At 67.7% G+C, this 16,399-nt stretch carries 17 protein-coding genes; 5 read left to right on the top strand and 12 right to left on the bottom strand.

The annotated features are described in order from the left end of the window. Positions 1-22 precede the first annotated feature (22 nt). Positions 23-1,117 (top strand): saccharopine dehydrogenase family protein, encoded by a 1,095-nt coding sequence (locus tag ACWF82_RS03315; protein ID WP_452497493.1) that lies wholly within the window; start codon positions 23-25, stop codon positions 1,115-1,117. Between the two features lie 5 nt (positions 1,118-1,122). On the opposite strand, the gene ACWF82_RS03310 is transcribed toward ACWF82_RS03315, so the two are convergent. Next, positions 1,123-1,668, bottom strand: a complete 546-nt coding sequence (locus ACWF82_RS03310; RefSeq protein ID WP_452497491.1) for a nitroreductase/quinone reductase family protein — start codon at positions 1,666-1,668, stop codon at positions 1,123-1,125. 108 nt (positions 1,669-1,776) lie between these two features. Here ACWF82_RS03310 and ACWF82_RS03305 point away from each other — a divergent pair, with 108 nt between their 5' ends. Next, complete coding sequence (locus ACWF82_RS03305; RefSeq protein ID WP_452497489.1) at positions 1,777-2,328, top strand: dihydrofolate reductase family protein; 552 nt, start codon at positions 1,777-1,779, stop codon at positions 2,326-2,328. Here ACWF82_RS03305 and ACWF82_RS03300 read toward each other — a convergent pair. The 6 genes from ACWF82_RS03300 to ACWF82_RS03275 form a co-directional block, all read right to left on the bottom strand. Beyond that, positions 2,313-3,320, bottom strand: a complete 1,008-nt coding sequence (locus ACWF82_RS03300; protein ID WP_452497487.1) for a serine/threonine protein phosphatase — start codon at positions 3,318-3,320, stop codon at positions 2,313-2,315. The genes ACWF82_RS03305 and ACWF82_RS03300 overlap by 16 nt on opposite strands. Positions 3,321-3,399: 79 nt before the next feature. Then, the gene (locus ACWF82_RS03295; protein ID WP_452497485.1) at positions 3,400-3,600 is read right to left on the bottom strand and encodes a hypothetical protein; all 201 of its coding nucleotides are present in this window, start codon (positions 3,598-3,600) and stop codon (positions 3,400-3,402) included. Between the two features lie 29 nt (positions 3,601-3,629). Then, complete coding sequence (locus ACWF82_RS03290) at positions 3,630-4,724, bottom strand: phosphotransferase family protein (protein WP_452497483.1); 1,095 nt, start codon at positions 4,722-4,724, stop codon at positions 3,630-3,632. Next, entirely contained in the window at positions 4,721-5,464 is a 744-nt protein-coding gene (locus ACWF82_RS03285; RefSeq protein WP_452497481.1) for an SDR family oxidoreductase, read from the bottom strand. The genes ACWF82_RS03290 and ACWF82_RS03285 overlap by 4 nt, the downstream gene beginning before the upstream one ends. After that, the gene (locus ACWF82_RS03280) at positions 5,461-6,252 is read right to left on the bottom strand and encodes an SDR family NAD(P)-dependent oxidoreductase (RefSeq protein ID WP_452497480.1); all 792 of its coding nucleotides are present in this window, start codon (positions 6,250-6,252) and stop codon (positions 5,461-5,463) included. The genes ACWF82_RS03285 and ACWF82_RS03280 overlap by 4 nt, the downstream gene beginning before the upstream one ends. A gap of 2 nt (positions 6,253-6,254) precedes the next feature. Then, complete coding sequence (locus tag ACWF82_RS03275; RefSeq protein ID WP_452497478.1) at positions 6,255-7,514, bottom strand: acyl-CoA dehydrogenase family protein; 1,260 nt, start codon at positions 7,512-7,514, stop codon at positions 6,255-6,257. A gap of 103 nt (positions 7,515-7,617) precedes the next feature. On the opposite strand from ACWF82_RS03275, the gene ACWF82_RS03270 reads away from it, so the two are divergent. Continuing rightward, positions 7,618-8,799 (top strand): PucR family transcriptional regulator, encoded by a 1,182-nt coding sequence (locus ACWF82_RS03270; RefSeq protein WP_452497476.1) that lies wholly within the window; start codon positions 7,618-7,620, stop codon positions 8,797-8,799. Between the two features lie 9 nt (positions 8,800-8,808). Here the strand turns inward: ACWF82_RS03270 and ACWF82_RS03265 are convergent, their stop codons facing one another. The 4 genes from ACWF82_RS03265 to ACWF82_RS03250 all read right to left on the bottom strand — a co-directional run bounded on the left by ACWF82_RS03265 (position 8,809) and on the right by ACWF82_RS03250 (position 11,932). After that, positions 8,809-9,606, bottom strand: a complete 798-nt coding sequence (locus ACWF82_RS03265) for an SAM-dependent methyltransferase (protein WP_189033866.1) — start codon at positions 9,604-9,606, stop codon at positions 8,809-8,811. Between the two features lie 176 nt (positions 9,607-9,782). Beyond that, complete coding sequence (locus ACWF82_RS03260; RefSeq protein ID WP_452497474.1) at positions 9,783-10,577, bottom strand: GTP pyrophosphokinase; 795 nt, start codon at positions 10,575-10,577, stop codon at positions 9,783-9,785. Positions 10,578-10,757: 180 nt separating this feature from the next. Then, entirely contained in the window at positions 10,758-11,018 is a 261-nt protein-coding gene (locus ACWF82_RS03255) for a hypothetical protein (RefSeq protein WP_452497473.1), read from the bottom strand. Positions 11,019-11,368: 350 nt separating this feature from the next. Then, complete coding sequence (locus tag ACWF82_RS03250; protein ID WP_452497472.1) at positions 11,369-11,932, bottom strand: TetR/AcrR family transcriptional regulator; 564 nt, start codon at positions 11,930-11,932, stop codon at positions 11,369-11,371. Between ACWF82_RS03250 and ACWF82_RS03245 the strand changes: the two genes are divergently transcribed. Further along, on the top strand, positions 11,923-14,538 hold the full coding sequence (locus ACWF82_RS03245; protein WP_452497470.1) for an FAD-dependent monooxygenase: 2,616 nt from the start codon (positions 11,923-11,925) through the stop codon (positions 14,536-14,538). The two genes, ACWF82_RS03250 and ACWF82_RS03245, sit on opposite strands and share 10 nt — an antisense overlap. 40 nt (positions 14,539-14,578) lie before the next feature. Next, positions 14,579-15,148 carry a hypothetical protein gene (locus tag ACWF82_RS03240; RefSeq protein ID WP_452497469.1) on the top strand — a complete coding sequence of 190 codons (570 nt, stop codon included), beginning with the start codon at positions 14,579-14,581 and terminating at the stop codon, positions 15,146-15,148. A gap of 16 nt (positions 15,149-15,164) precedes the next feature. Here the strand turns inward: ACWF82_RS03240 and ACWF82_RS03235 are convergent, their stop codons facing one another. Continuing rightward, positions 15,165-16,322, bottom strand: a complete 1,158-nt coding sequence (locus ACWF82_RS03235) for an acyl-CoA dehydrogenase family protein (RefSeq protein ID WP_452497467.1) — start codon at positions 16,320-16,322, stop codon at positions 15,165-15,167. Positions 16,323-16,399 lie beyond the last annotated feature (77 nt).

Raw genomic sequence — 16,399 nt, 5'->3', positions numbered from 1 at the left:
ACAATCCCGAAGGAGTACTTCTATGACCGGACGCATCGTCCTACTCGGTGCCACCGGCTACACGGGTGGTCTCGTCCTCGACGCCCTGCTGCGCCGAGGACTGAAACCGGTGGTGGCAGGGCGTAATCGCGATGCCCTGGCGGCGATCGCCGAGCGTTCCGGCGGTCTCGACTACGCCGTCGCCGATGTCGCCGACCCGGCCGCCGTCGCGAACCTGGTGCGGCGCGGAGACGTTCTCATCAGCACTGTCGGCCCGTTCGAGCGCTTCGGCTACACCGTCGCCCGCGCGGCCGCCGAGTCCGGCGCGCACTACATCGATTCGACCGGCGAGGTCGGCTTCGTCCTGGAGCTGCGCGGTCAACTGCACGACCTGGCCCGCGAGACCGGCTCGCTGATGCTGCCCGCCTTCGGCTATGACTATGTCCCCGGCATTCTCGCCGCGACGCTCGCCGCGCACCGAGCGGGTGCTGCCCCACGTTCCCTCGCCATCGGCTACTTCGCCACCGGCTCCCTGCGACGCGGCCTCAGCCACGGCACCCGCACCACCCTGCGCGACGGCCTCACCCTTCCGTCGCCACGCTGGCGCGACCACCAGCTCGGCCAGGAACGCACCGGCTCCCGATTCCGCGGCTTCGATATCCATGGCCGCCGCAGGAACGCCACGCTCGTCTCCGGCACCGAGGTGCTGTTCCTGCCCATGGACTTTCCGACGCTCGACTTCGTCACGGTCTACAACGGCTGGTTCCCCGCGCTCAGCCGCCCCATCGCGGCGATGTCGGCCCTCACCGCGGCTATGACGCGAATCCCGCTCGGCCGCAAGCTCATCGACGTCGCCACCCGCCCGATGATCGGCCCGCCCGGCGGCCCCGATGCCGCCGAGCGCGCCCGCACCCGCAGCCATGTCGTCGCGGTCGCCACCGCGAACGGCGTCCCGCCCGTCGAAGTCCACGTCGAAGGCCCCAGCGCCTACACCCTCACCGGGGAACTCATGGCGTGGGCCGCGCACCGGCTCACCACCACCCCGCCCGAGACCGCCGGCGTCCTCGGGCCGGTCGAAGCGTTCGGCTTCGACACCCTGCGCGCCGGTTGCGCCGAAGCCGGGCTCCTTCCGGTCTGATTCGATCAGAGCGTGTCGCGTGGGGTGAGCCGGATGATCGGGACGGTTCGGCCGGCTCGGCCCGCCTCCTGGCGGTAGGGGATGTAGGCAGGGAAAACCCGGTCGGCGATGGTCCAGAGTCGTCGGCGCTCCGCCGCGTCCTCGATCACGGTCGCCCGCATCGGTGCCCCGCCGAAGACGACATCGGGATCGGCGAGAAGGTTGTAGTACCAACCGGGATTGGTGGCGCTGCCCGCGTTGGACGCCACGATCACGAAGTGCTCGCCGTCGGTGAAATAGATGATGGCGTTGCGTCGCCGGGCTTTCGTCCTGGCTCCCTCGGTCTCCAGCACCGCGGTCGGGAAGATCAGCGTCGTCGCGAGGCGGCCGCGCGTCAGGCGCAGGAGCAGCGGATCCAGCTTCCACGCGAGGTGGCGGGAGATGAATCTCGGCAGGCGGCGGGCGGCGAAGGCCGAGTAGGCCCGGACGAGCCAGCCCGGCCTGCCGGCCGGGTCGACCGGCCTCGTACGAAAAGTGTGTGTTCCGGTGGTACCGGCGACGAAGATCTTCATAGAGTTCCCCCACTCCGCATTGAACTACTACAAAGAATAGTAGATCAGTGTCTATGGGTTTGTGGCAATTACCGATGAATTTCGAGCGCGCGGGAGGTCTACACGGTTATGAGGAGACTGAGCTACGGGATCGGTGTGTCCCTGGACGGCTACATCAACGACCGCGACGGCAAGATCGACTGGACCGACCCGGACGAGGAGCTGCACCAGTTCCACAACGACAGGTACAGCGCGATCGAGGTCTCGCTGCACGGCCGCAGGCTGTACGAGCTGATGGCCGAACACTGGCCGCACGTGCCCGAGACCGCGTCGCCCATCGAGCGCGAGTTCAGCAGGCTCTGGATGGAGAAGCCCAAGGTCGTCTTCTCCCGGACACTCACCGAAGTCCACTGGAACAGCACCCTGGTCAGCGAGAACGCGGTCGAGGAGGTCCGCAAGCTCAAAGCCGCAGGCGATGGCCTCATCGAGGTCGGCGGCGCGAGCCTCGCGGCCTCGCTGATGCCCCACGGCCTCATCGACGAGTACCAGCTGTTCGTCTGTCCCGTGATCCTCGGCGGCGGCACCCCGATGCTCCCCGCACTGGACCACCGCATCGGCCTCCGATTGGTCGAGACGAGGCACTTCAACACCGCGGTGATGCTGCGCTACGTCACCGACTGATATTCCGCATGGATGTCACCGCCGAACAATTGCCAGTAGAAGGCGTTCATCTTCGCGGCGGCAGGTGAGTGCCGGGCCAGAATCGCGGCCACATCCGGCGCCACGTCGCCCGGGATCCGACCAGCGGCGCACTGAACCACGTACTCGTTGCGAGCGACGGGACCGCCGCTGGTCGGCGTCGGCACTCCGCAGACATCGGTCACCAGCCAGTTGACCAGCCGCATGGCGGCATAGTCGGCGTCATGAGTGGCGTGACGTTCGGCGAAGTCGCGCTCGGCGGTCGACAGGTCGAACCGCGGCGAGGTAGCCAGCCCGAAGTCGCTGAGATAGATCCGCTCCCCGTCGCTGCGCAGATTGCCGAAGTGCCCGTCCATGTGCAGCAACTCCCGATCGGCCAGAAACGTCACGATCTCCGACAACTGCTGCGCGACCGCGGCGGCCTTGCCCGCCGGGTTCTCGCGCAGCCACTCCGCCATCGAGTGCGGAATGTACTCGCAGAACAACACGAGGCTCGACGATGCGGCGGCCAGCGCGTCGAGCCGGGCGCGCACGGCCGGGCAGCCGCCCTGAGCGGCAACCACCGCATCGATGTCGGCGTGTTCGTCGGCGATCGGCGCTCGGCCGGGCAGAACCCGCCAGTGGTGGAGCATCGGGAACGCCTCGGTCTCACCGGCCAGAATGCCATCGGTGACAACGATATTCGCGGCCAGCTCACGCCACGCGTTGAAGCCGGGACCCCCGATCCCGTATTGGCAGAACACCGGCAGGTCGAACAGATTCGCGGTCGAGCCCCGGTTGGCGAGCTCCCGATCGGTCAGCGGAACGCGCTTGGCGAACACCGGCACCCCGTCGATGTCGACGACTGCCGAGCCCCCACCCACTCCCACGCTCTCGGCCCTGCCCCTATCCACGATCTCCGCGAGCTCGAAGTCGCTGCGGGAAGCCAGGAAAGCCGAAAGTGTCTGGTGGCGAACGCTCCTGACATCTGTCATCGCACGATTCTGCCACCGACCAGTGGTTGACTCCTGTCCAGCGCGGTCCGGGTTCGTTGGCCCGGCTAGTTGGTGCCGCTCAGGGCCATACCCGCACCGACTCCGAAGGGATCTGCATCCAGCTGGTGATGACGAACGTCAACGCGTATCCGTGGGTGACGACGGCATGGTCGTGGACGGTGTCGGCCATGAGCTCACGCAGGCATGATCCGACCCGGGTCGCGACTTCGCGTCGGGTATGTTCCGCGTGCCCGTGGCTCACCACGTAGATGTCCGGCACGACCCCTCCTCGTTCCCCGATCGGGCCACCTACTGTGCCAGCCCCTTGTTTCTGCGGATGATGCCGCGGCAGCGCCATTCCAGGAGGACGACGGCGAGGCCGAAGAAGCGGAAGGCGGGGTTGGTTGTCTGGCGGTGGTAGTAGCGGTAGTAGATCTGCTGGCAGATTACGGCGAGGCGGAACAGGCCGAAGACCTCGTAGAAGGCCCATTCGCGATCGGTGAGGCCGGTTCCTGTTCGGCGGCAGTAGTATTCGACCACTTCGGCGCGGGTGAGCATGCCGGGGGTGTGGGTGGGCTGGCGGCGGAAGAATGTGAAGGCGGCGTTGTCGTCGGACTGGACCCAGTAGGCGAGGGCGCCGCCGAGGTCCATCAGTGGGTCGCCGATGGTGGCCATTTCCCAGTCGAGCAGGCCGATGGGGCGGGTCGGGTCGGCGCGGTCGAGGACGATGTTGTCGAAGCGGAAGTCGTTGTGGATCAGCACCGCTGCGCGGTCGGGTGGCTGGTTGGCGGCCAGCCAGGTCATGACGGTTTCGAAGGATCCGACGTTGCGGGTTTTAGCCCGGCGGTAGCGGTCGGACCAGCCGGAGACCTGCCGGGCGACGTAGCCGGGGCCCTTCGACAGCCAATCCAGCCCGGCGGCAGCGGGATCGATGGTGTGCAGGTCGACCAGGACGTCGAGGACATTGGTGCACAGTGTGCGCACCTGCGAGTTCGTCAGGGCGAGTCCGGGCGGGAGTTCCTTGCGCGGGATGAGGCCATCGAGCCGTTCCATCAGGTAGAAGGGCGCACCGAGCACGCTGTCGTCCTCGCACAGCGCCACCGTCGGCGGTGCGTAGTCGAACACCGGGCCGAGGGCGGTCTGCACGCGGTACTCGCGCGCCATGTCGTGCGCGCCGTCGGCCCGGTGTCCGCCGGGTGGTCTACGCAGGATGAGGTCGCGGTCCGGGTACTGCAACAGGTAGGTCAGATTCGAAGCGCCACCGGAGAATTGGCGCACCAGCGGGTTCTCCGCGAGCGACTCCTCGCCCAGCTCGGTACTGAGCCACGCCGTCAGGGCCGCGATGTCGAAGGCGTCCTCGGCGCGCACGTTCCGTGCGTCCGAGACGATGGGGGAGTGGGTCATGTCAGCTTCCTCAGGACGGACAGGGGCAGTACCTTCATCGCGACCGCGAGCGGAACCCACGGCCACGCCGGGACATACGCGACGGCCCTCCGCGCTTCGATCGCGCGCACCATCGCCCCGACTCCGGTCTCGGTGCCGACCATGAACTTGGCGCGATCTGCCTGGTCCTGCGTCATCTCCGACCGGATGTAGCCGGGACAGATCAGCGAGATGTCCACGCCGGGAATCCGTTCCGAACGCAACCCCTCGGCGAGCGCGGCCACACCGGCCTTGCTCGCGGCATAGGTGGTCATCGACCGCCGCATGCCCCGCACCGCGGAGAACGAGGAGATGAGCACCAGATGCCCATGGCGCTGCGCCCGGAACACCGCCAGCGCGTGCTCACTCTGCGACAGCGCTCCGACGAAATTGGTGAGGGCGGTCCGCCGGTTGGCCGCGTGTCCGCCGGTGCCCAGCGCGGCGCCGTGCCCGATGCCCGCGTTGACCACAACCCGGTCGAGCGTGCCGAATTCGGCCAGGAACTTCTCGAACACCGTCTGCACAGCGGCGTCGTCGGTGACATCGAGTGCCGCGGTGTGCACGACGATGCCGGGATGGGCCGCGACGAGTTCGGCGCGCAGCGCGTCGAGCCGATCCACCCGCCGGGCACACAGCCCGAGATCGTAACCGCGAGCGGCGAATTGGCGCGCCATCTCCGCGCCGAGCCCGGAACTGGCGCCGGTGATGATGATGGTGCTCATTCGGAGATCTCCTTGTCGTTCGCGACCGCGGTGCGGCGGCCCATACCCATCAGCTGCCGGTCGTAGAGCGGGCGTAGCAGCCGTTTCGTCCAGAACGCCCTGCGCCCGGCGCGATCGGTGAGCACCAGGAAGCGGCGCGCGTCGATCCCGGCCAGCGCGGCCGTCGCGATGTCGTCGGCATCCAGCGCCGCACCGTCGATCAGACTCCGGGCGACCTTGGTCATCAGCGGATCGGCATCGCTGAGCGAGGCCGCCAGATTGGTGCGGAAGAACGACGGGCACACCACCGAGACGTCGATACCGTGCGGGGCGAGCTCGTAGCGCAAGCTCTCGCTGAGCGCCACGACCGCGGCCTTGGCCGCCGAGTAGGACGCCATCGCGGGCGGATGCACGAGTCCGGCCAGCGACGCCGTGTTGACCAGATGACCCGACCGCTGCGCCTTGAACATCGGCGTGAACGTCCGGCAGCCGGCGGCGACACCGAGGACATTGATGTTCATGACCCGCGCCCACTCGTCCTCGGGGACACGGTCGATCCGCCCACCGGCGGCGATGCCCGCGTTGTTGACGAGAATGTCCAGCCCGCCCAGGCTCTCCCGCACGGTGGTGCGCGCCCGCACCCAGTCGTCCTCGGAGGTCACATCCAGCCGGAGATACGACGCACCCGCCGGGACCACGGCGTCCTCCGCCAGATCGGTGACCACGACGCGGTCACCCCGCGCGGCGAACCTCCGGGCCAGTGCCGCACCGAGACCGGACGCGCCACCGGTGATCAGAACCCTGGCCATGGTCACCGCCCCCGTGCGTACTTGGCGAGCTCGAGCCGGCCGACGACATCCAGATGCACCTCGTCGGGCCCGTCGGCGAGCCGCACCGCCCGCGCGGTCGTCCACGCCGCCGACAACGGCACATCATCGGAAAGGCCCGCACCACCGTGGATCTGCATGGCGAAGTCGATGACCTCCTGCGCCATCATCGGCACGTGCGCCTTGATCTGGCTGATCTCGCTCAGCGCGCCGAACGCGCCGACGGTGTCGAGCTTCCACGCCGCGTTGAGCACCAGCAGCCGCGCCGCGTCGATCGCGATGCGCGCCTTGGCGATTCGCTCCCGATTGCCACCCAGCCGGGCCAGCGGCCTGCCGAACGCCGTGCGTTCCACCCCGCGGGCACACGCCGCCGCGAGCGCCGACTCGGCCAGCCCGATCAGCCGCATACAGTGATGGACGCGGCCGGGACCGAGCCGCCCCTGCGCGATCTCGAACGCGCGACCAGGCCCGAGCACGATATTCCCGGCGGGCACGCGCACATCGGTGAACGACACCTCGCCGTGCCCGAACGGCTCGTCGTAGCGGCCCATCGCGGGCAGCATCCGCTCGATCCGCACACCGGGGGCGTCGACGGGGACGAGCACCATCGTGTGCCTGCGATGCTTCTCGGCCTCGGGATAGGTGAGGCCCATGAAGATGATGACCGCGCAGTCGGGATGGCCGATACCGGTGGTCCACCACTTGCGGCCGTTGATCACCACGTCCTCGCCGTCGAGCACCGCGGTCGCCGCCATGTTGGTGGCGTCGGAGGACGCGACGTCGGGTTCGGTCATGCCGAACGCCGAACGGATGGTGCCGTCGAGCAGCGGTTCCAGCCACCGCGCACGCTGGGCCGGATCTCCGAACTGGAGCAGCACCTCCATGTTCCCGGAATCCGGTGCGTTGCAATTGAAGACATACGGCGCCAGGAACGAGCGTCCCGTCTCCTCGGCGATCGGCGCGTAGTCGACATTGGTCAAGCCGGTGCCGCCGTCGGTGCCGAACCGCGCGGCGTACTCGCCCGCGTGCGCCGCGGGCAGGAACAGATTCCACAATCCCGCCGCGCGCGCCTTCGTCCGCAGCTCGGTGAGCACGGGCAGCGGATTCCATGGGTCGGCGCCGGAGTCACGCAGGGCGGCGACGCTGCGGTGGTAGTCCGCCTCGATCGGGGCGATCTCCTCGGCGATGAAACCGCGGACTCGGTCGACGAGATCCGTGGCGCGAGCGCTTGGGGCGAAGTCCATATCTTCTGCTTTCGGTGAAGGAACCGCTCTGCGTGTGCAGATGCAATTATCGATGCCGGTCGGCGGCATTGAAATAGGCGCGGAGACCGAGTTTGATGTGCATATGCACATCGGTAGAACGGTGCCCGCCCTTCCGCTGGGACCACACCGGCGCAAGATCGCGGCCCAGATCGCGGTGATGATCGCGGAGGTCGACCCCGAGCTGAACGAGATCGCGGCGGACCTGACCCGGCTGTACCGCGAGCACATCCCGGTCTACGACCAGGTCGACGCGAGCTCGATCGAGATCAACACCCGCGCGGTGCTGCGCATCGTCGTCGCCCAACTCGGTGACGAGCAGGCCCAGCACGCGGGATTCGACGAACTCACCACTCTCGCCAGAACCTGGGCCGACCAGCAGATCCCCCTCGACCTGGTGGCACACAGCCTGCAGATCGGCGCGCGCAGGATCTTCGAACTGATCCGCCGCCGCGCCGCGACCCGCGACATCCCCGCCGCCGAGATCGACGAAATGCAGGACCTCACCTGGGAATGGGCGACCGCGTCCGCCACCGCCGTGCATGTGGTCGCGCAGGAGCGGGCCGTGGCCGGGGCCGCCCGCCGCGCCGATTTCGTGCGCAGCCTCGTCGACGGCACCCTCTCGCCCGCCGTGCTGCTCGTCGACGCCCGCGATCACCGCCTCGACCCGGAGCATCGCTACCGGATCGCCTGCGCCGCGTGGAACGAGACCACCGCCACCACCGACCTGCTCGCCGCCCTGCGGGCCCGGGGGTCGACGACGGATCTGCCGGTCGTGGACACGGTGGTCGACCAGCATCTGGTCGCGCTGCTGCCACGCACCCCGGATTCACTCCCGGACGACAGCGTGGTCGCCCTGGGATCGGCTGTGCCGCTCGGCGATGCCGCGGCCTCGTACCGCCAGGCGCGGCGCGCACTGGATCTGGCTGTGCGCCATGGGCGCCGCGGATCGGTCGACCTGGGATCCCTCGGCCCGCTACCGCTGCTCGGGGCGGCCGAGGACGTCGCGCAGTTGCTCGCGGAGAAACACCTCGAGCCGCTGCGCCGCCATGGTGGTGCGGCGGGGGAGATCCTCGGAACCGTCGAAACCTATCTCGACTGCGATCGGCGCATCGATGACACCGCGGCCGCGCTGTACCTGCACCGCAACACCGTCCGCAACCGGCTCACCCGCTTCGCCGAGCTCACCGGCCTCGACCTCGACCGCACCGACGATCTCGTCGTCGCGTGGTGGCTGCTGCACCGCGAGCAGTCGCCACCACGCTGACCACTTCGGTCAGGGCTTGCGGGCGACCGCGCCGTACGCCGAGATCGGACGGACCTCGCCGACCTCGGTCCCCTCCGCCTGCCACTGGGTGATGGACGTGAAGCCGGGCTCCACCAGCTCCAAGCCGTCGAACACGGCGCGGATCTGGGCCTGCGGCCGCGGGATGTACGGTGTGCCGCCGGTGCCGGTGTAGTTCTCGCACAGCGTCACGTAGGCCTGGCTGTCGTCGGTGCCGTCCCACATGATCAGGTGGCTGCCCGACGGCACCGCTCCGAGCACCGTCCGGACGATTCGCAGCAGATCGTCGTAGGTCCTGGCGTGACCGAGCACGCCCATGAACATCACCGCGATCGGCTCGTTGAAGTTCAGGACGTTGCGCGCGTCGGCGATGATCTGCTCGGGATCGTGGAAATCGGCATCGATGTAGGTGGTGACGCCCTCGGGAGTGGTGCTGGTCAGCAGCGCCCGCGCATGGGTGAGCACCAGCGGATCGTTGTCCACGTACACCACGCGGGCATCGGGCGTGACGCCCTGGGCGACCTCGTGGGTGTTCTGCATCGTCGGCAGCCCGGTGCCGATGTCGAGGAACTGCCGAATGCCACGCTCGCGCGCCAGGAACCGGACGGCCCTGATCAGGAACTGCCGCGACTGCACGGCCATGGTGGAGATGTCCGGGTCGACGGCAAGGCCGGCGTCGCCGGCGATCTTGTCGATCTCGTAGTGGTCCTTGCCACCCATCCAGTAGTTCCAGATCCGCGCCGAATGCGGGATATCGGTCCGGATCACCGGGGTGTGCACGTCGGCCATGCGCCTCGCTCCTCTGCAAGTGTGACAGCGGTGCCCATCCCGGGGAAGGAACCGTCGACGGGACAGCACCTGATCTGTTGCGACAGTACAAGATTCACGCCACCCCTGGGTGGTGGATCGGGCAGTCGCCGAATGGTGGCCGCGCGCTCGCGAATTCGCGGTCCCTCCGGGCCTGGTCAGGTGGGTAGATCGCCCGGCCGCAGGTCGACGGGATGGGCCGCGGTGAGGCTGTTGTACAGCACGCTGAGGTCGAGCGAATCGACCGCGCCCCGCTTGGGCTGCGGGCCGCCGCGATCGACCTGCCGATGCAGGGCTTCCATCTTCTCGTCGAGCTGGGTGGCCACCTCGGCCGCCTGGGCGAGATCGCTGCGCAGATTCGGGGGAACCTCGCCGCGGTACTTGTAGTAGATCTTGTGCTCGAGGCTGGCCCAGAAGTCCATCGCGATGGTGCGGATCTGGATCTCGACCGGGATCCGTTCGGTGCGATCGGAGCGGAACACCGGAATCGACACGATCAGGTGCAGGCTCTGATAGCCGTTCGGCTTGCGATTGGTGATGTAGTCGCGCTCCTCCAGGACGGTGATGTCCTCCTGGCCGACCAGCATGGCCCTGATCGTGTCGATATCGGAGATGAAGCTGCAGACCACCCTGACACCGGCGATATCGAGCACGTTCTCCCGGATCGCGGCCAGATTCATCGCGTAGTTCTTGCGCCGGACCTTCTCCAGCACGCTCTCGGGCGACTTCAGCCGCGACCGCACATGTTCGATGGGGTTGTACTCGTGCGCGTTGTTGAAGTCCTCACGCAAGATATCGATCTTGGTGGTGACCTCGTCTATCGCGAACTTGTAGCCGAGCATGAAGTCGACGAACTGTTCGCGCAGCACCCGGAGATCGTCGATCCCGACCCGCTCCCCGTTGTGGGGCGGGCCGTCGTCGATGGTGAGCTGATCCGGTTGCCAAGGTTTCATCGAGTCCATTGTGCCTGGTCCGCCGCGAGCGCCGCCGCCGCACCAGGTAGGGCCCATCGCTCGCCACGGAATTCTGACGCAGTTCGAGCCAGTAGACGGCGACCACGACGGCGTACCCGGCCAGCAGCGAGCCCGCGACGAGCGCGCAGAGTCCGACCAGTACCGCCAATGCCGTGCCGATCACCACTTCCGCCCGGCGGACCGGCGCGGGTCGTCACGAAGCCGGTCGGCCCGTGCCCTCCTGGCCGCGTCCGCCAGATCGGCGATGTCGAAGGCCAGTGAACGCCCTTCCCGCATCAATTCGCGGCCGGAGGCGGTCGCCACCCGCCCGAGCTTCCGCTGGCGAGCGACCACCGCGGCCCGCACTTCCCGCGCGAACTCGCCGATCGCCTGCCGATCGTCTGCGGTCTTCTCTACCAAGGCGTCTACCATCGCTGACACCAGCAACCTCATCGCCGCCACCCCGCTGAACTATTGAGTGAACAATTGTGCACTGACATCGTCAACGCTATCCGGTAACGGCGGTACCGACAACCTCAGCTCGCCGCGAGACGGCCGAATGATGGGCCGCCTGCGCAAGTTCGTCCTGTCGCTGCTCTCCGCGCCGACCATGCGCATCATCTGCGACCTCATCGCGGTCCCGACGGAAGATCTGCCGCATCGACGGCGACGCCTCGCGCTATCGCGGAGAGCCCGCCCGCACCACGCGTATCCGCTGACCGGTAGCGCCGCCGGGGGAGCGAGACGATTTGAACTACTGGTATCAGACTTCGTTCGGTCGGTGGTCGGGACTACCTCCTGGTGATCGCGCGTGCGGCCGTGTCGGCGATCTGTTCGTCGGTGAGGCTGCTGTCGCGCAGTAGCGCATGCGACAGGACGGTACGCACGATGACTTCGGCGGCTTGGCGTGGGGGAAGGGCCAGCGACTTCTCGTCGCGGGCCGCGATGAGGGGCTCCGCGAACGCGGCGACGGTCTCGACCAGGTTGTGTTCCGACTGTCCGTGCGTGATCGCGATCGTGAGCAGCCAGGCGGGTTCGTGTGTCCGCAGGTAGTCGAACGCCGCATGCTCGCGCAGGTAGGCGATCGCGAAAAGAGTTGCTGAGCGGGCAATATCGGCCACCGGTGCGAACAGGTCGATCTTGCTGTACGCGGCGGCGACCATGCGCCCGATCTCGTGGCGACCCACCGCGGAGACGAGCGCCTTCTTGTCTCCGAGTTCACGGTATGCCGTGGCTCGCGATACCCCCGCGCGTTCGGCCACCGTCGTCAGGGTCAAGCCGTCGAGTCCGGATTCGGCGATCAAACTGACGGCGGCGTCCAGCAGCTCTTCCGAGGAGCGGGTCGATGAGGTCATGGCTCTTTGTACTCCGGCAGGGTGGGGAGGCGTCTTGCGCCCCGGTTACTACTGAGACTAATTTAGCAATGAGTCTCAGGCTGGTGCTCTTCGATAGAGGTGCTCACGCGGGGGCGAATGCCGTGACAACGATGTCGGAGGGCGAAGTGACGAGTAACCGAGACGGACGTGCCGATCGCGCGAGCCGGGAGCACGCCGTGGTGCTGGGCGCGAGCATGGCGGGGCTGCTGGCCGCACGCGTGTTGAGCGAGAGCTTCGCGAAGGTCACCGTGATCGAACGGGACGATCTGTCGAGCCAGGGGGATCGGCGCGGAGTACCGCAGGGCAGTCATGTGCACGCGCTGCTGGCGCGGGGAACGCGGATCTTCGAGGAGCTGTTCCCAGGGTTGACGCAGGACCTGCTCGCCGAGGGGGCGGTCGAGTGTCGCGCGCTGAGCGAGATGCGGATGTCGCTGGGCGGGCACACACTGCGTCAATCCGACAGCGGGTACTCGGTCTTACAGGCGAGCCGTCCGTTCCTGGAATGGCGAGTGCGCGAACGCGTCCGTGATCTGCCGAATGTGGACTTTCTCGACGGTCGCACCGTGGAGGCACTGTGCCACGACCGTGCGGCGGAGCGGGTGCGTGGCGTTCGGGTCGCCGGTGTGGGTGAGATCGAGGCCGATCTGATCGTCAGCTGTCTGGGCAGACACGGTCCGGTCAACGACTGGCTGGCTGATCTCGGCTACGACCGGCCCGCCGAGGAAGGCGTGCGGATCGACATGATGTACGCGAGTCGATACGTCCGGCTGCCCGCTGGTGCGGTGCGCGGCGACAAGGAGATCATCGTCTCCAACCAGCAGCCCGCACGGGGCCTGGCGCTGTTCGCGGTGGAGGACGGCAAGCACATCCTCACGCTGATCGGCTACGGAAACGACCACCCACCAGCGGATTCCGATGGCTTCTGGCGGTTCGCGTCCTCGGTCGCCCCGCCGGATGTGCGTCAGGCACTGGTAGAAGCCGAATCACTCACCGACATCGCCACGTACCGTTACCTCGCCAACCAGCGTCGCCGCTACGAGCGACTCGAGCGTTTTCCCGACGGGCTGCTGGTCTTCGGTGACGCGGTCTGCAGCTTCAGCCCGGCCTTCGGCCAAGGCATGACGGTGTCGGCGCTGCAAGCCATGCGGCTCCGGGCGGTGCTGGCAGACGGCGATCACGACCTACCCCGGCGCTACTTCCGCGCGGCCGCCGCCGCGATCGACGATGCCTGGCTGATCACCAAACTCTTCGACCTGGCCATGCCGCATGTGGACGCGAGCGGTCAGGTTCTGACGCGTAGCGCGGGATCCCTGGTCGGGCTCGGCCTGGCCGCCGGGGCCCGGGATGCTCGGGTCGGGCGGGCGATCGCGCGCATCGCCGGACTCCTGGACCGGCCGACGGCGGTGCTCCGCCCACAACTGCTGGCACACACGGCGACCGCGCTCGGACGTGCCGGCATCGATCAGGTCCGGCAGGCCATAGCGCGGCCCGCCGGCGGAACATCAGCGTTCGATCCACTTCCCCACGGGCCCGCGCTGGGTTTCCACCGTCTGACGGTGCGCTCGGTCACCCGCGATACGCGCGACAGCGCGATCGTCGAATTCGATGTCCCGGCCGAACTCGCCGACCGGTTCCGATACGCCGCCGGTCAGCACATCGTCGTGCGCGGTACCCGCCACGGCGAAGCGATCCGGCGCAGTTACTCGCTGTGCGACCCGGCGGGATCCGGGCGCCTGCGTATCGCGGTGAAACGCCAGGACGGGGGAGCGTTCTCCAGCTATGTGCTCGACCATCGGATCGCCGGCTCCACACTGTATGTCTCCGAGCCGGCCGGGATGTTCACTCCCGGACTGGATTCCACGGCCCGGTGCTCCTACACGGCGGTTGCGGCGGGCAGCGGGATCACGCCGATCGTCTCCATCGTCGGTACCGTCCTGGAATCCGAATCGCACAGCACGTTCACCGTGCACTACGGCAGCCGCGGCCTGGACGACATCATGCTGGACGGCCCGCTGCGTGACCTCGCCGACCGCTTTCCCGGGCGCCTCCAGGTGACCCACCATCTCTCGCGACATGGCAACCGTCCACTGCCCGAGCCTGTCTCTGGCCTGACCTATCGGCACGGCCGGATTGATCCGGCCACCATCACGGAGGACGCTGACCGCTGGTTCCTGTGTGGCCCGAGGGATCTCGTGATCCGCACCGTTGCCTCGTTGACCGAGCGAGGGCTGGACCGCTCGCGGATCCTGCTCGAATTGTTCGACACCGACACCATCCGTTCGGCAGCACCGGCGACGGACGCCACCACCAGTCGCGTCACCCTCACCGGACACGGCAGGCCCATGGAATTCGATATGCCACGAGATCGGTCCGTCCTCGACGCAGCGCTCGGACAGCGCGAGGACCTCCCGTACTCCTGCCTCGGTGGCTCCTGCGGAACATGCCGCGCCGCAGTCGAATCCGGTGCGGTCGCCATGGACCCCGATCCGCTGCTGGCGATCACCGACCACGAGACCGCGTCCGGCTACGTGCTGGCCTGCCGCACTCGCCCCGTCTCCGACAACGTCGTACTCCGTTTCGAGTAAGTGCCGGTACCGTCCGGCGCGAATCCTGGATAATGTCGTTGTGGCTGTGACGCGGCGGATTTCGGTGGTAGGGACGTCGGGCTCCGGGAAGAGCACGCTGGCCCGGCGGATTTCGCGCATGCTCGACATCCCGTACGTCGAGCTGGACGCCATCCATCACCAGGCGGGCTGGACGCCGATGGCGGAGCCGGAATTCCGGGCCGCTGTCTCGGAGCGGACCGGTGGGGACGCGTGGGTGGTCGACGGCAACTATCGCGGCAAGCTCGGTGACCTGGTGTGGCGTCGGGCCGACACGGTGGTCTGGCTCGATCTGCCCAAGCCGATCGTCATGGCGCAGATCGTCAGACGGACGGTGGGCCGGGCGCTGACCAGGCGCGAATTGTGGAACGGCAACAGGGAACGGTGGCGAGACATGCTCTCGTTCGACCCGCAGCGGTCGGTGATTCTCTGGGCGTGGACAACCCACGCCCAGAACCGGATTCGCTACCAGACCGCGCAGATCGACCCGGCGTACCAGGACCTCGACTTCGTCCGCTTGAGTTCCCGGCGTGCGGTCCGGGCATTTCTGGACGAGCTCGCCCGCGCCCACACAGTCCAGGTGACCGAGTAGGCGCGGGCGTCGCACGTCAGAGGAAGCGGGCGATGAGGTCCTTCATGACCTCGTTGGCGCCGGCGTAGATGCGCGAGATGCGGCCGTCGGCCCACATCCGGGCGATCGGGTACTCCTCCATGTAGCCATAGCCACCGTGTAGCTGGACACAGCGGTCGATCACCTGGGACTGCTGATCGGTGGTCCAATACTTGACCATCGCCGCGGTTTTGACGTCCAGTGCGCCGCGCAGGTGTTTGTCGACAGCGGAGTCGACGAACGTGCGCACCACCTCGGCGATCGTCGCGCACTCGGCCAGCTCGAACCTGGTGTTCTGCATGGCGAACAGGGGCTTGCCGAAAGCGTTGCGCTGCTTGACATACGCCAGCGTCTCGTCGACTGCCGCCTCGATCGCGGCCGCGGCCGCGACGCCGCAGATCAGGCGCTCCTGGGGCAGCTGCTGCATGAGCTGGATGAAGCCCTCGCCCTCGGCGCCGAGCAGGTTCGCCTGCGGCACGCGCAAGCCGTCGAAGAACAGCTCGGTGGTGTCCTGGCCCTTCTGGCCGATCTTCTTGAGCAGCCTGCCGCGTTCGAAGCCGGGAGTGTCGTCGGAAACCTCGGCGACGACGAGCGAGACGCCCTTGGCGCCCTGGGTCGGATCGGTCTTGACCGCGATGATCAGCAGATCGCAGTTGCGGCCGTTGGAGATGAAGGTCTTGGCGCCGGTGATCAGGTAGTCGTCGCCGTCCTTGACCGCCTTGGTCGCGATGTTCTGCAGGTCGGAGCCGGTGCCGGGCTCGGTCATGGCGATGGCGCCGATCCACTCGCCCGAGGCCAGCTTGGGCAGCCAGCGCTTCTTGTTCTCCGCCGAGGCGTAGGCCAGGATGTAGTGGGGCACGATGCCGGTGTGCACGCCGAGCTGCATGGCCGAATCGCCGCCCTTGACCTGCTCGGTGAACAGCACGGCCTCGTGGGCGAAGGTGCCGCCGCCACCGCCGTACTCCTCGGGGATCGACATGCACAGCAGGCCGAGTTCGCCGGCCTTGCGATAGACCTCCCGGCTCGGGAAGCCCTGCGCGGCGAACTCCTCGCGGTGCGGCGCGACGGTGTTCGCGAAGAAGTTGCGAGCCAGTTCGGCCAGGCCCTGCAGCTCCGACTCGGCGTCGGTGCCGCGGTCGGTATCGGCGGTGCTCATCGGGGTTCCTCTCCCAGTTGTCGATGGACTGCGCACCAGAGTGAGCAGTTGTTGGCAATCTGTCAATAGTTCGGCAA

Source organism: Nocardia sp. NPDC055053, from assembly GCF_053608285.1.
This window is presented reverse-complemented; position numbering and strand designations above follow the sequence as displayed.

Coding starts and splice junctions, on each gene's coding strand:
- ACWF82_RS03315 (WP_452497493.1), top strand. CDS start 23: ATGACCGGACGCATCGTCCTACTCGGTGCCACCGGCTACACGGGTGGT.
- ACWF82_RS03310 (WP_452497491.1), bottom strand. CDS start 1,668: ATGAAGATCTTCGTCGCCGGTACCACCGGAACACACACTTTTCGTACG.
- ACWF82_RS03305 (WP_452497489.1), top strand. CDS start 1,777: ATGAGGAGACTGAGCTACGGGATCGGTGTGTCCCTGGACGGCTACATC.
- ACWF82_RS03300 (WP_452497487.1), bottom strand. CDS start 3,320: ATGACAGATGTCAGGAGCGTTCGCCACCAGACACTTTCGGCTTTCCTG.
- ACWF82_RS03290 (WP_452497483.1), bottom strand. CDS start 4,724: ATGACCCACTCCCCCATCGTCTCGGACGCACGGAACGTGCGCGCCGAG.
- ACWF82_RS03285 (WP_452497481.1), bottom strand. CDS start 5,464: ATGAGCACCATCATCATCACCGGCGCCAGTTCCGGGCTCGGCGCGGAG.
- ACWF82_RS03280 (WP_452497480.1), bottom strand. CDS start 6,252: ATGGCCAGGGTTCTGATCACCGGTGGCGCGTCCGGTCTCGGTGCGGCA.
- ACWF82_RS03275 (WP_452497478.1), bottom strand. CDS start 7,514: ATGGACTTCGCCCCAAGCGCTCGCGCCACGGATCTCGTCGACCGAGTC.
- ACWF82_RS03270 (WP_452497476.1), top strand. CDS start 7,618: ATGCACATCGGTAGAACGGTGCCCGCCCTTCCGCTGGGACCACACCGG.
- ACWF82_RS03265 (WP_189033866.1), bottom strand. CDS start 9,606: ATGGCCGACGTGCACACCCCGGTGATCCGGACCGATATCCCGCATTCG.
- ACWF82_RS03260 (WP_452497474.1), bottom strand. CDS start 10,577: ATGAAACCTTGGCAACCGGATCAGCTCACCATCGACGACGGCCCGCCC.
- ACWF82_RS03245 (WP_452497470.1), top strand. CDS start 11,923: ATGAGGTCATGGCTCTTTGTACTCCGGCAGGGTGGGGAGGCGTCTTGC.
- ACWF82_RS03250 (WP_452497472.1), bottom strand. CDS start 11,932: ATGACCTCATCGACCCGCTCCTCGGAAGAGCTGCTGGACGCCGCCGTC.
- ACWF82_RS03235 (WP_452497467.1), bottom strand. CDS start 16,322: ATGAGCACCGCCGATACCGACCGCGGCACCGACGCCGAGTCGGAGCTG.